The organism is Salinimicrobium terrae DSM 17865 (assembly GCF_000424665.1).
GTDB lineage: Bacteria > Bacteroidota > Bacteroidia > Flavobacteriales > Flavobacteriaceae > Salinimicrobium > Salinimicrobium terrae.
Genome location: NZ_AUKI01000004.1, coordinates 1 through 12,905 on the forward strand (window position 1 = coordinate 1; position 12,905 = coordinate 12,905).

Below are 12,905 nucleotides of genomic sequence, written 5' to 3' on the forward strand. Positions count from 1 at the left end.
GTGGCCTTTACCAAGCTGGCGCACTGGTACAAACAAGTCGAGGATACAGGTTTTAAAGCCTTCAATACAGTAGCCAACAGTATACAGCTAAATTATAGGTCGATCTTAAACTACTTCCAAAATAGAAGCACAAACGCTTCAGCAGAATCTTTTAATGCAAAAATAAAGGCCTTTAGAAGTCAATTTAGAGGAGTGAAAAATGTCGAATTTTTCCTGTATAGATTAACTAGAATATTTGTCTAGTCCACAACAATTAGGCATGATCCAGGAAAACACGAAGACCAGCACGCTTAGGTAAAAGTGATTTTGCCATAGAACAAAAAAGCCGCTCAAAATTTTCATTTTTTGAGCGGCTTTTTAATTCCGGATCTTTATAGATCTTCGGGATCTTCGTCTTCGGGATCTTCAACATCATCCATGTCTTCCCCCACCTCTTCATTTTTTTCGGGCAGATCTACGATTGGCTCATTAAAATCTGAATCATCATAATCTTCTTCATCGTAATTTGCCATTGTATTTTCAAGTCGGGTGCTCACTTTTACCAGATAAATACTATCCTCAGTTCTTACCTCAACAGCTTCCACCGTTTCATTCTTTGCATTTTTAAATGAGATGATTTGATCATCATCATATCCGTCGGGGTATTTTTCGACCAGTAGCCCCAAGATCTCTGGAGTTAGCTTTTTGTAATCAACAATGATTCTTTTCATAAGTAGTTTTTTGGTCCTCCTTCTAAGCGAAAATAACAATTCATTATTCCGCTGCCGTTAAATTAAATAAAAAATTTAAAGTCTATCTTTTTATTAAAAATTTCATTCCTCTAGGAAGCAAGGTAATAATTAAATGCCTCCAGGAGGAGTGTATTAGGTACTTCCCGATCAATAACGGGTTCTCCAATTTTTCGCAAAAGAACGAAATTTATTTTTCCTCCTTCATTTTTTTTATCATATTTCAGTAATTCAAAAATCTTTTTTTGATCCTCACTAGAAAAGCTGATCTTCCCATACATGAAATGAATATAATCTTTTATTTCATCACGTAATTCCTTTGGAAATCCTTCAAGTTCTGCAGAGAGATATGCTGCCAGGATCATTCCTGAAGCTACAGCTTCCCCATGCAGTAATTTTTCTTTTTGAGGAGATTCAAGAAAATATGATTCAATGGCGTGTCCCAGGGTATGTCCAAAATTCAGGCTCTTGCGCAATCCTTTCTCCATGGGGTCCTGTTCTACCACTTTTCCTTTAATTAGTACGGATTCCTTGATTAAACCCTCCAGGTCCATAAAATCCAGATCTTTCATTGATTTAAGGCGGTTCCAGTAATCTTCATCTGCAATTAATCCGTGTTTAAGCATCTCTGCCAGTCCACTGCGCATTTCGGCTGCGGGTAAAGTATTGAGGAATGATATATCTGTTATAATCATTTCGGGATTTTGGATAACTCCCACCTGATTTTTCAATGCTCCCAGGTTTACTCCATTCTTTCCTCCCAGGGCGGCATCTACCATAGCAAGAAGGGTTGTGGGAAAATGCACGCAGGAAATACCTCTTTTAAAGGCTGCCGCCACAAATCCGCCCATATCTGTCACTACACCTCCTCCCAGATTCACCAAAAGACTTTTACGGTCGCCACCAAGTTCAGATAATGTCTCCCAAAGGGAACTGCAGGTCTCAAGAGTTTTAATCTCTTCACCGGCGTCTATTTCCAAAATCTCAATTTTAATATTTGTTTCTATCTTCTGAAGAAAGGGAGAGAGACAGTATAGATGCGTATTAGTGTCTACCAGAACAAATATTTTAGAAAAGCTTGCCTGCTTTAAAAACTGATTAAATTCGGCGTATCCTTCCTTATTAAAGAATACAGGAGATTGGGCAGATGCTTTGGTCATAGATCTTAAATAATTATGCATTAAATGACCGAAAATAAGGAGAAAATTTCTAACAATCTCCACTCAATAATTATCTTTGTTGACCCTAATTTGAAGAAATGATCACAAAGAAAATATTTAATAATACTGAAACAGCTTTCAGGCTAAAAACTGATTCAGAATTAAACCGGGCAATCTTCCTTTTTGAGATGATAGATCGTCCTTTTCTGGTTAAAACAGGCACTACGATGACCAACCTGGCTCTTAAGGCTCATTTGCCTGTAGAGGGGCTCATAAAAAAGACCATTTTTAATCAGTTCTGTGCCGGGGTGACCGAAAAAGATTGTCTTCCTACCATAGAAAAGATGTATAGTAAAAATCTCCACAGTATTCTGGATTATTCAGTAGAAGGGAAGGAGAAGGAGAGTGAATTCGAAAAGGCTATAGAACGTAAAACCAACATAGTCAAATTTATTTCTAAACGGGACGAGTTGCCATTTGCAGTTTTTAAACCTACCGGAATTGGTCGTTTTGAACTTTGGCAAAAAGTCTCTGCCAATGCAAGTCTTTCTCTTGAAGAGGAAGAAGAGTGGCAAAGGGTGAAGAACCGGGTGAACAAAATTTGTGATGAGGCTTATAAACAGGGGGTAAGGCTTTTAGCCGATGCCGAAGAAAGCTGGATGCAGGATGCTGCCGATGTTCTTATTGAGGAAATGATGTTTAAGTATAACAGGGAAGAAGCAGTTATATTTAATACGCTACAATGTTATCGTTGGGATAGAATGCAATATCTGAAAGATCTTCACAGTCGGGCTAAAGATCAGGGCTTTATAGTTGGAGCAAAGATTGTTCGTGGAGCTTATCTCGAAAAGGAAAATCAAAGAGCTTCAAAAATGGGATATATGTCGCCAATTTGTGAGAACAAGGAAGCCACAGATGTGAACTTCAATGGTGTTCTAACCTATTGTTTGGCTCATATTGAAGATATTTCGGTATTTATAGGTACCCATAATGAAGTAAGTAATTACATCGCCTTGCAGGTGATGGAAGATAAAGGCATTGAAAAGGATGATGACCGGGTATGGTTTTCTCAGTTGTTCGGGATGAGTGAACACATTAGTTATAATTTGGCAGAAGCCGGATACAATGTTGCTAAACTTGTTCCTTTTGGTCCTGTAAAAGAAGTGGTGCCCTATCTCATTAGAAGAGCTGAAGAAAACACTTCGGTTAGAGGGCAAACAGGAAGGGAATTAGCCCTGCTTTATGAAGAAAGAAAGCGACGGGGAGGAGAGATAACCAAGAGCAACAGGGAGAGTGAACTGGCTGGCTAAGTTTATTTATTTCAAAATAATGGGATGGAAATTCCATGGAAGCTGGCCGGACTCATTAAAAAAAGCGGTTGTCATTGTGGTACCGCACACCAGCTGGCACGATTTTTATCTTGGGCTATTAGTGAGGAGAATTTTAGGAGTAGATATAAAATTTGTAGCCAAAAAAGAATTATTTAAACCTCCTTTTGGATGGTACTTCAAGTGGATGGGAGGTACTGCTTTAGATCGTACTCCGGGACAAAAAAAAGTGGAGGCTATTGCAGCATTATTTGATCAAAAAGATGAATTTCGTCTTGCAATTGCTCCCGAAGGAACCAGGAAAAAGGTGACAGAATGGAAGACAGGCTTCTATTATATTGCCAAAAAAGCAAATGTACCCATTGTAATGATAGCATTTGATTTTGGCAAAAAAAAAGTGAAGGTTTCCAAACCTCTTTATCCCACTGAAGATAAGGATCTGGATTTTTTAAAGATCAGGAAATTTTACGAAGACGTTACGGGAAAAATTGCCCGGTATTCATAAAAAAGGAAAAGCTGCCCTTGAGCAGCTTTTTCTTTTTTATATAAACTACAGAATTAATATCTGTAAACAGCATTCATTTTTGAATCCTTGTTTGGCATAAACTCTTCTTCTATTAAATAAACTTTTCCATTTTGTTCAATTACTTTTACGGCTGCCAGGTTCATTAGAGAAAGACTTCCATTTCTTCTTTCTCCATGCACGTCTACAGATGCCATTTTCTCATTGTAATCTCCCCAAATGTCTTCCCGGTTCTGAAGGAAGAGGGTATCCACTTTTCCTTCATAAATAGCAGGAATGATTTCAGATACACTTGTAGAAGTACGGGAAGGATTAAGTTCGTTGAACTGTTTCATTTTCTCTTCTCTTTCTTTTCTAAAATGTGGTTCAAGAGTCTCCAACGCCGCCACATGAAGTCCAAAGAAGCTATCATAATCTGCTTCGGGATTTCCGGGAACGGGTTTGGGAAAGAGGTTTTTGTACCGGCTAGCTTCCTGATAGATTGGGAAATAAGAATCCTGACAGGCTACAATTAAAGGTACAGATTCCTTGTTCAGGATTTCGTAAATGCCTTTGTCTACTGCACGAAAAAAACGCAGGATTTCATTTTTCCTATCCCGGCTCGCCGGTTCGTACCCATGTTGGGTGGAAGAACCCTCGGCACTGGCTCCTATGCTGTTCCTTTGAGTTTTATGCTTTTGGTTCTTTTCCTCATAGTCGTAACCTACCCTGTCTTCCAAACGGTCGGGGGTAAGATCACCTATTTCAACCTCTCCAATAGAATATTGAGTGGCTTCATAAAGTTTTACCTCCTCAAGTTGTAAGTGTAGAAGATAGAATCTTCCATCCCCGTTAAACATAGGAACAAGGGGTTTTAAGTAAAAATGATCGCTTACATAAGTAAAGGCTTCAAAGTAAATCGGTAAGGTATACTGTCGCGAAAATCCATCGGCAAGAAAAAGGGCGAGACCATCACTCTGGTGTCTCCAAAAATCCCGATCGTCTATAAGGTTGGTTACCGGTTTTCCAATCTTATCGATTTTATCCTGGGAGAATCCCATTTTCTTTAGCTCTTCGGCAGCTTTTTTCCACTGACTCTTTAAATTGATTTTGTCTTTTTCTTCTAAAACGTCCTTTCCCGCCCGCTCTGTAGGGATAAAAATTGAGACGCAAGGGTTGCTGTCAAATTTTGCTAAGTCCTCAAATTGTTCTTTTGTCAAAATTGGCATGATCTGTTATTTTTTTGCGGAAGAATCATCCTGAAACAAGGGTTTCTTCCTGATTTATAATTGCCTAATTAAGATACTAAGATGACCCAGAAGCCAAAGGGTCGGTGGTCATAATTTTTCCTTAATTACCGCAGGTTTTGTCGTTAATATTCTGCTAAGGCTTACCACCACACAATGAAAAAACGTTCAAGATTCCCGTCGGGTGTTTTCATCCATAACAGAGGCGAAAATTTTTTGTAAAGCAGAATATTGATTTGTGGCTCTATTTCCTCAAAAGAAAGCCAGGTGTTATTTTGCTCGGGAAATACAGACCAGTATTTTTTACGGGGGCTAAAAAAGGTGTTTTGCCCGAAGATTTCAAAAGTGAATTCTGAAGCCTTTATCCAATATCCTGCAATCGTATGGGGATTGATGTGATCAAAGGAGGTTTTTCCCATCTGCTTCGGAAGAAAAACCGATGCTTTAAAGCACATTTTCTGAACCACATTTTCAGGATCAATATTTAAAGCGGTTAAGTGTTTCTTGGTTGCCTCCTTAAAAAGTAAGGGGAATTGTTTTTTTTGAAGCCTCTCCAGTTTTCGGTTTAGACTATCACGCTTATTCGGGCCTACGAGATGATCTAATTCTGAAGTTCCTGTCCCGGGATCAAAAAGGTAAAATTTGTAGATGAGTTCTACATGTGAAAGTTCTCCTGAATCAGATTCCTTCAGCAGAAAATCCAGTTCTCCCAAAGTAATTCTGTTTTCAATGATTTGCCGGTTTTGGGCAATAATCTCTTCTGAAGTAAACTGGGACACATAGCAGGCGAAAAAATGCTCCATTCGTTTCCCCAGAACGCTCTCTATGGGCGCAGATATTTTTATAAGATTTTTTTCCGGTACCAAGGTGGTGGTATGGTAAAGCGGGTAGTCAAAAATGGCATTTTCAGCAAAGATTTGGGAAGTATTTAAAAATCCAAGAAATTGCTCTTCCGGAGTGAATTCCATTTCAATCTTCTTCTTCATCCTGGCTCAGCAAAAAACCAAAGGGTTTGAGAGGAGAAATATTATTAAATACAACGTTTAAAATGGCTAAAACAGGAATAGATAAAACCATGCCGGCAATTCCCCAAACCATGCCACCAATGATAACGGCAAGTATAACGAAGAAGGGATGAAGATCCACCTGGTCTCCCACAACATAAGGCTCAAGGATATAGCTTTCCACAAATTGAGCAACACCAAAGGTGATCATAATTCCTATTAATACACCAGTCTCCCCCGACACTAAATAACCGAAAATTAGAGCCAGGCCAAAGCCTACAATATTTCCAATATAGGGCAGTAAACTGAAAACAGCTGCCAAGAGACTAATCAATATAAAATTATTTACCCCGGATATTCCCAGGCCTATAGCGTATAACACTGCCAGAAGTCCTATGAGAATCAATTTTCCTATAAGATATTTCTGGGTAACATTGGCCGAACTTACTATTACCTCCTTTACTTTACTACGTTTTGAATCAGGGAAAAGAAGTAGTAAGAATTCCTTAAACCGATGCCGGTAATTAAGCAGGAAAAAAATGTAAATAAAGGTGAGCAGGTAATCTCCGAAAAAATTCACTGCAGTACCAAGGAAGGATGCCGCTTTTTGGCCGGCATTAGAATCTGCACTTATTAAAGGAATGTCGGGCCCTTCTTCAGATTTTTCAAGATCCTCCTCTTTCAGAGGTGTATGCTCAAACAAAAATCCTTTAACCTGCTCGATCTTCGGGGTCATTGTCTCTTTAATCTTTGGCCAGTCATCAATGACTGTTTTCACCTGCATGGAAACAAGTGCCAAAAAACCTACAGAAGCCAGAAGAATAATAATAGTGCTAATAAAAGAAGAAGCGGCGCGGTTAAGAAAAGTTTTCTCCATTCGTCTTGACAGCGGCATCATGAGCAAAGATAGAATTAGTGCTGTTACTAAGGGTATAAAAAATCCACTTGCTTTTGCCAGACCCAGGAAAAGAAAATAAATCCCCAGGATCGTAAGCGCACCATAGAGAATGATCTGTTTCCCTTTTGAGTTTTTCAATTTTTCCATGTAAGTGAAGATACAAAAGTAGCAGCCATTATTATTTAACTAAAAGTTAAAGACTTTTCTTGTAAAGCTGCCGTCTATGAGTACCGGGCCAATTTTTTATTTTAATTTCGTTTAAACACAAATTGTGAAGCGACAGCGATATTATTATTTGATCAAGATTCAGTATCTGGGTTACAGGCTGCACGGCTGGCAAAGGCAGCCGGGTCTAAAAACTGTAGAAGGGCTGGTAAAGAAAACCCTCAAGTTTGTTCTTGGAGATCTACAGTTCAAGATTCTGGGCTCCAGCCGCACAGATGCTATGGTATCTGCTCATGAATCTGCTTTTGAACTGTTCACAGACCATGAACCTTTAGAAAATATGGCCGATTTCCTGGTAGTGTTTAACAAGAACCTTCCGCCAGACATTAGAGCTCTAAGTATAAAAGAAGTTGATGCCGGTTTTAATATTATTCAGCATCCAAAGAAAAAGGAGTACTTGTATCTATTTTCCTTCGGAAGAAAAAGTCATCCTTTTGCAGCACCTTTAATGGCCACTTTTCCTGAAAAACTGGACATTGAACTTATGATGGAAGGAGCCAAACTTTTTGAAGGAAAGCATTCCTTTCACAACTACTGCACAAAACCAACACCTCATACAATTCTGGAAAGGGAAATCGAGATTTGTGAGATACGGGTAAATACGGAAATAACCGCCAGTTTTTTCCCCGATAGATCTTATCTTCTTAGAGTTACAGGAACGGGATTTCTACGCAACCAAATCCGGCTCATAATGGGCAGCCTGGTTCAATTGGGTAGGGGAGAATTATCATTTGCTGAAATGGAAAAAAGTTTCGACCCAGACGTAAAAATGCTTATGACTTACATTGCCCCCGGCAGCGGATTGATTCTAAACAAAGTGGATTTTGAAGTTTAGAATTTCGGGTTTAGGTTGGATCTTGCGGACAAAACATTTTCTGCGCACTGAGCACTGATCACTCCTCTTTCCCCAGGATCGTCAATGCTACCCTAATGGTACCATAATCCATAGCTTCCTGAAAGTGTTCAAAATAGGGTTTTAGACCTTCGGGATCACCAAGTTCGGACTTAGCTTTTCGAACTTCTTCAAGATCTCCCTCCGAAATAAATTTTTTCAGATCAACATCTTCATCAGATTCGTAAAGCTTTGAAAGATGGGAAAATATAGTAGTGGGGGCAAGATTTCTTGCCTGTGCAATTTCTTCAATGCTTAATCCTTCCTTGTATAATTTAAAGGTCTCTTTATATGTATTTCCTTTTTTGCGCGCTTTCTTCTCCCTCTTTTCTTTGCCATGCGCAATAATCTCCTTCATAAATTTATAACCGTAATTCTGCATTTTTTGTCTTCCCACACCACTAATTTGCATAAACTCTTCATCGGTCATTGGCCGTTCCTTTTCCATTTCTCTTAAGGTGGCGTCATTAAAAATGAGGTATGCGGGAATTCCCTCACTTTTTGAAAGTTCCAGCCGCAGCTTTCTTAACCTTTCAAAAAGGGTATTTTCTGAAGCTTTTTCTGTTGTGACCGTTTCCTTTTTCAGTTCGGCTTGCGTCACCTCTGCAAGCGAAACTTTTTCTCCTTCAAAAAGCACATTTTTGGCAAGGCTGGTCAGACGGATTTTATTTTTATCGTGAAAAGCGATTTCCAGAAATCCCTGATTGATCAATTGGATCATATATTGCTGCCAGTCTCTCCAGGAAACCTCATTTGCAATTCCATAAGTACTCAACTGTTGATAACCTTTCTCCAGCACCTGTGCATTCTGTGCTCCACGTAAAACATCGATAACCATGGAAACCGGTTCCTGCTCCCGCAGTCGGTACACAGTGGAAAGTGCCTTTTGGGCAAGCAAAGTTCCGTCGAAAAATTCGGGAGGATTTTTACATACGTCACAGTTTCCGCAATCTTTGGCAATTATTTCTCCAAAATAGCTTAACAGGATCCTTCGGCGGCAACTAAGCGCTTCAGAATATTGTTTCATGCGCTCCAGTTTTGCAAGCTGTACTTCCGAGTTTCCCGAACCTTCAGCAAACTTCTGCAGTTGCACCACATCGGCGTAACTATGAAAGAGTAGAGTAGAAGATGGTAAGCCATCACGACCGGCACGACCTATCTCCTGGTAATAACCTTCCAGATTCTTAGGCATGTTGTAATGGATCACCCATCTTACATTTGATTTGTCAATTCCCATTCCAAAGGCAATAGTCGCACAAATAATCTCATTCCTGTCGTTTATAAAATCCTCCTGAATCTTTATCCGGTCATTATGGGAAAGCCCGGCGTGATAAGCTTCAGCTTTATAACCTTTGGCTTTTAATTTGGCTGCAAGTTCTTCTGTATTCTTACGGCTAAGGCAGTAAATTATACCACTTTCAGACTTTCTACCTTTCAAAAAGGCCAATATTTGTTCAAATTTCTTATTTCCTGGGCGAACATCAAGGCTTAAGTTTTTCCTGTCGAAGGAAGAAATATGTTTTCTGGCATGAGGAATATTCAATTGTTCACAAATGTCCTGGCGTGTAGCTTTATCGGCCGTAGCGGTAAGGGCAATTACCGGGGTTTCGGGATGACGGTTCTTCAGATAACCAAGTTGTGTATAAGCAGGCCTGAAATCATGACCCCAGCTGGAAATACAGTGTGCTTCATCAATAGCAATGAGACTGATATTTCCTGCCGAAAAGACCGTGTCGATGTACTGCAGGCTTTCAGGAGCGACGTAAAGAAGTTTAATTTCATTCTTTTCGATCTTGCTGAAGATCTCCTGCTGCTCTTTCTCCTGCTGACTGCTGTTAAGAAATGCGGCAGGAATTCCGTTAGCAGTCAATCCATCTACCTGGTCCTTCATTAAAGCTATAAGCGGAGAAATTACAATAGTGATCCCCGGAAGCAAAATAGCAGGAAGCTGAAAACAAATTGACTTTCCACCACCTGTTGGCATAATCACCAGGTTATCATTGCCTTCGAAAACGGAATCGATGATTTCCCGTTGCAGTGGTCTAAAGCTGTCATAGCCAAAATATTCCTTTAATGTTTCTAAAATTTGTGCCTCCTCTACCATTTTACAAAGAAAATGAAACCATGCCAATGCTCAATGATAAGACCCGGTTAAATACAACTTTTTATCATAAGCCGCAGGTAAAGGGAAATTCTTACATTTAAAGAAATATTCGTCTATGGTTAAAAGAACGCGCTACCTCTCTAGAAGGCCCAAGTCAACCAAGGCTCTTCACCAGGCACCGGGAACGGTAACCTATGTGGGAAATAAAGAACAGGTAGAAACAGTACTGGAGGTCATTGATTACAATGCCGAATTTTTTGAAAGATTCACTTCAAGGAGACCAGAGGATGCATTTCAATTTGAAGAAGAAGATCGTACCACCTGGATCAACATTGATGGCTTAAGTAATACGGAAGAAATAGAAAAGATTGGAAAGTATTACGAGCTACATCCTTTAATCATAGAAGATATAGTCAACACCACACAACGTCCCAAGATAGATGAATACAAGGATTATTTTTTCATTGTGGCAAAAATGCTTTATTACCGGGAAGATGGCAGGCTTGAAAATGAACATATTAGTATGGTGCTGGGGAAAAATTATGTACTCACATTTCAGGAGGCCGGGGGAGATGTTTTTGAGGGGGTAAGGGAGAGGCTTTCCATGGCCAAGGGTCGAATAAGAAGCCGGGGTGCAGACTATCTTGTATTTGCCCTTTTAGACGCTATAGTGGATCATTATTTTTTGGTGATTGATGATATGAGTGATAAAATAGAGGCTATGGAAGAACGTCTTTTTGATGCCCAGCCAAAAGATGATACCATTCTTGAAATTCAGGAATTAAAAAGAACCATGCTTCGAATAAGACGTGCTGTGAACCCTCTAAGAGAAGTGGTGAGTCGCATGGAGAAAATGGATCACGACCTGGTGCAGGAGCAAACTATCAATTACATAAGAGACCTTTATGACCACATGTTACAGGTGTCAGAAAATATTGAGATTTACAGGGAAATGACCTGGGGTCTCATGGATATGTATATGACCACGATTAGTAACAAAATGAATGAGGTAATGAAGGTGCTTACCATCATGGCTTCCATTTTTATTCCCCTCACTTTTCTTGCCGGGATTTACGGGATGAATTTCGAATATATGCCAGAGCTGGGGTATAAACACAGCTATCCTATATTATTAATAGTAATGTCTTTGCTAATTATAGGAATGCTGTTCTACTTTAGACGGAAGCGGTGGCTTTGACTTTTACTTTTTTTGCCAGAATTTATCGTCCCAATCATCAGGATCAGGGGTGATGATTTCCTCTTCTTTATTAGTAATATTTCGAAGTTTTTCTTCGGGAATGGTTTCCTGCAGCTCTTTGAAGAGTTCCCGCTCCTCAAATCTTATATGGCGATTCAATTCCTTTTCGATGGAATTAAAGGTTTCTGCATCTGCTTCCATTTTAAAAAGAGATTCAAGACGGGCATGTTCTTTTATGGCCCTTACGCTCATAGGGTGATGCTCTCCTAAAAGAGGAAAAATCTCCTCCTCTTCAAACTTAAAATGTGGTCTTAATTGAGAAGTAAAGAAAAAATCGGTATATCTTTTTATTCTTTCGTGCGGGATATTTCTTTTTAGATCTTCTCTTATTTTCCAGCATAACAGCAGTCCGTGGTGATGATCTCTGCTTAGAGGTTTTAAAGATTCATGTCTTTTTAAAGGTTTATTCATGATAAAGAATTTGGTTGAGCTAAAGATACCTCTAGTTTAAAAGGTGCCTTATGATGAAGGTCATGGATGAATAGAAGCTATTTATTGGAATCTACTTTTTATCTTTTTTTTAATAACAAATATTCCATTTATCCTCCAAAGCTTCATAATTTAGAAGTAGCCATTAACAAAAACCCATTTATATGAAAATTGGTTTTCACGCTTCTCATGAGCAATTTACTCCCCGCCACCTGCTTGAGCTTGTCCAAAAAGCAGAAGATGCAGGATTTAAAGCGGTTTTATCCTCAGATCATTTTCATCCCTGGAGTGACAAACAGGGGGAAAGTGGTTTTGCATGGAGTTGGCTTGGTGCCGCCATGCAGGCAACGAGTCTGGAATACGGTATTGTAAATGCACCCGGGCAGAGATATCACCCGACAATTATAGCCCAGGCCGCAGCCACTCTTGATCAAATGTTTCCCGGTAGATTTTTTCTTTGCCAGGGAAGTGGACAGCTTCTAAATGAAAATATTACAGGAGAAAAATGGCCTTCCAAAAGAGACAGGAATAAAAGGCTTCAGGAATCTGTAGAAGTTATGCAGCGGCTGTGGCAGGAAGATGATTACCTCAACCATGATGGAATGTTCAAAGTGGAACGGGCAAAGCTTTTTACCAAACCTACTCAAATGCCCACAGTATTCGGTGCAGCAATAACTGAAAAAACTGCTGCCTGGTTGTCAACGTGGGCAGACGGTATGATCACCATTTCCAAACCTATTGAAGAATTAGAAAAGATGATAAAAGCCTTTCGAGGAACAGACGGGGCTAAAAATCCAATGGCTTTAAAGGTACAAATATCCTATGCTAAAACCCGGGAAGAAGCTTTAAACGGAGCATGGGAGCAGTGGAAGAACAACATATATCCAAGCAAACTAATTGCCGATATTGATAGTCCGGAAAAATTTGATGCAATGGGACAGAATACCAGGAAAGAAGATGTCGAAAATCATGTTATCATTGGAACTGATGCAGATATTTTTATCGAAAAGATTAAAAAATACGGTGAGATGGGATTTGAAAAAGTGATCATTCACAATGTAAATAAGCAACAGGAAGATTTTATTGAGTTTTTCGGAAAACAAGTACTTCCAAATTTTCAACAGGATTAA

At 39.4% G+C, this 12,905-nt stretch carries 13 protein-coding genes; 6 read left to right on the top strand and 7 right to left on the bottom strand.

The genetic code is table 11. The annotated features are described in order from the left end of the window. Positions 1-243, top strand: a 243-nt coding sequence (locus H148_RS0101535; RefSeq protein ID WP_245583369.1) for a transposase, incomplete at its 5' end; no start/stop codon positions are given. Between the two features lie 128 nt (positions 244-371). Here the strand turns inward: H148_RS0101535 and H148_RS0101540 are convergent. Both H148_RS0101540 and aroB read right to left on the bottom strand, forming a co-directional pair. Further along, on the bottom strand, positions 372-710 hold the full coding sequence (locus tag H148_RS0101540) for a hypothetical protein (RefSeq protein WP_029033222.1): 339 nt from the start codon (positions 708-710) through the stop codon (positions 372-374). Between the two features lie 110 nt (positions 711-820). Further along, positions 821-1,888 carry a 3-dehydroquinate synthase gene (aroB, locus tag H148_RS0101545; RefSeq protein WP_029033223.1) on the bottom strand — a complete coding sequence of 356 codons (1,068 nt, stop codon included), beginning with the start codon at positions 1,886-1,888 and terminating at the stop codon, positions 821-823. A gap of 98 nt (positions 1,889-1,986) precedes the next feature. On the opposite strand from aroB, the gene H148_RS0101550 reads away from it, so the two are divergent. Both H148_RS0101550 and H148_RS0101555 read left to right on the top strand, forming a co-directional pair. Further along, on the top strand, positions 1,987-3,198 hold the full coding sequence (locus H148_RS0101550) for a proline dehydrogenase family protein (protein WP_029033224.1): 1,212 nt from the start codon (positions 1,987-1,989) through the stop codon (positions 3,196-3,198). A gap of 19 nt (positions 3,199-3,217) precedes the next feature. Beyond that, positions 3,218-3,721 carry a 1-acyl-sn-glycerol-3-phosphate acyltransferase gene (locus H148_RS0101555; protein WP_051286113.1) on the top strand — a complete coding sequence of 168 codons (504 nt, stop codon included), beginning with the start codon at positions 3,218-3,220 and terminating at the stop codon, positions 3,719-3,721. Between the two features lie 53 nt (positions 3,722-3,774). Here H148_RS0101555 and H148_RS0101560 read toward each other — a convergent pair whose 3' ends face one another. From H148_RS0101560 to H148_RS0101570, 3 genes are all read right to left on the bottom strand, one after another. After that, a complete protein-coding gene (locus tag H148_RS0101560; protein WP_029033226.1) occupies positions 3,775-4,947 on the bottom strand; it encodes a baeRF3 domain-containing protein in 1,173 nt (390 codons plus the stop codon). 161 nt (positions 4,948-5,108) lie between these two features. Further along, positions 5,109-5,951: a DUF1853 family protein gene (locus H148_RS0101565; RefSeq protein ID WP_029033227.1), complete on the bottom strand. Its 843-nt coding sequence runs from the start codon at positions 5,949-5,951 to the stop codon at positions 5,109-5,111. Continuing rightward, the gene (locus H148_RS0101570; protein WP_029033228.1) at positions 5,935-7,014 is read right to left on the bottom strand and encodes an AI-2E family transporter; all 1,080 of its coding nucleotides are present in this window, start codon (positions 7,012-7,014) and stop codon (positions 5,935-5,937) included. The genes H148_RS0101565 and H148_RS0101570 overlap by 17 nt, the downstream gene beginning before the upstream one ends. Positions 7,015-7,138: 124 nt before the next feature. Between H148_RS0101570 and H148_RS0101575 the strand changes: the two genes are divergently transcribed. Further along, complete coding sequence (locus H148_RS0101575) at positions 7,139-7,927, top strand: tRNA pseudouridine synthase A (protein ID WP_029033229.1); 789 nt, start codon at positions 7,139-7,141, stop codon at positions 7,925-7,927. Positions 7,928-7,985: 58 nt separating this feature from the next. On the opposite strand, the gene recQ is transcribed toward H148_RS0101575, so the two are convergent. Then, a complete protein-coding gene (recQ, locus tag H148_RS0101580; RefSeq protein ID WP_029033230.1) occupies positions 7,986-10,088 on the bottom strand; it encodes a DNA helicase RecQ in 2,103 nt (700 codons plus the stop codon). Positions 10,089-10,203: 115 nt separating this feature from the next. On the opposite strand from recQ, the gene corA reads away from it, so the two are divergent. Further along, the gene (corA, locus tag H148_RS0101585; protein WP_029033231.1) at positions 10,204-11,286 is read left to right on the top strand and encodes a magnesium/cobalt transporter CorA; all 1,083 of its coding nucleotides are present in this window, start codon (positions 10,204-10,206) and stop codon (positions 11,284-11,286) included. Positions 11,287-11,289: 3 nt separating this feature from the next. On the opposite strand, the gene H148_RS0101590 is transcribed toward corA, so the two are convergent. Further along, positions 11,290-11,757, bottom strand: coding sequence for a hemerythrin domain-containing protein (locus tag H148_RS0101590; protein WP_029033232.1), 468 nt, complete (start codon positions 11,755-11,757; stop codon positions 11,290-11,292). 182 nt (positions 11,758-11,939) lie between these two features. On the opposite strand from H148_RS0101590, the gene H148_RS0101595 reads away from it, so the two are divergent. Then, the gene (locus H148_RS0101595; protein WP_037324483.1) at positions 11,940-12,905 is read left to right on the top strand and encodes a TIGR03885 family FMN-dependent LLM class oxidoreductase; all 966 of its coding nucleotides are present in this window, start codon (positions 11,940-11,942) and stop codon (positions 12,903-12,905) included.

What these genes read in the sequence shown, in the direction of transcription:
- H148_RS0101540 (WP_029033222.1), bottom strand. Translation starts at nt 710, where the DNA reads ATGAAAAGAATCATTGTTGATTACAAAAAGCTAACTCCAGAGATCTTG.
- H148_RS0101570 (WP_029033228.1), bottom strand. Translation starts at nt 7,014, where the DNA reads ATGGAAAAATTGAAAAACTCAAAAGGGAAACAGATCATTCTCTATGGT.
- H148_RS0101555 (WP_051286113.1), top strand. Translation starts at nt 3,218, where the DNA reads ATGGGATGGAAATTCCATGGAAGCTGGCCGGACTCATTAAAAAAAGCG.
- H148_RS0101595 (WP_037324483.1), top strand. Translation starts at nt 11,940, where the DNA reads ATGAAAATTGGTTTTCACGCTTCTCATGAGCAATTTACTCCCCGCCAC.
- H148_RS0101590 (WP_029033232.1), bottom strand. Translation starts at nt 11,757, where the DNA reads ATGAATAAACCTTTAAAAAGACATGAATCTTTAAAACCTCTAAGCAGA.
- recQ (WP_029033230.1), bottom strand. Translation starts at nt 10,088, where the DNA reads ATGGTAGAGGAGGCACAAATTTTAGAAACATTAAAGGAATATTTTGGC.
- aroB (WP_029033223.1), bottom strand. Translation starts at nt 1,888, where the DNA reads ATGACCAAAGCATCTGCCCAATCTCCTGTATTCTTTAATAAGGAAGGA.
- H148_RS0101565 (WP_029033227.1), bottom strand. Translation starts at nt 5,951, where the DNA reads ATGAAGAAGAAGATTGAAATGGAATTCACTCCGGAAGAGCAATTTCTT.
- H148_RS0101560 (WP_029033226.1), bottom strand. Translation starts at nt 4,947, where the DNA reads ATGCCAATTTTGACAAAAGAACAATTTGAGGACTTAGCAAAATTTGAC.
- corA (WP_029033231.1), top strand. Translation starts at nt 10,204, where the DNA reads ATGGTTAAAAGAACGCGCTACCTCTCTAGAAGGCCCAAGTCAACCAAG.
- H148_RS0101550 (WP_029033224.1), top strand. Translation starts at nt 1,987, where the DNA reads ATGATCACAAAGAAAATATTTAATAATACTGAAACAGCTTTCAGGCTA.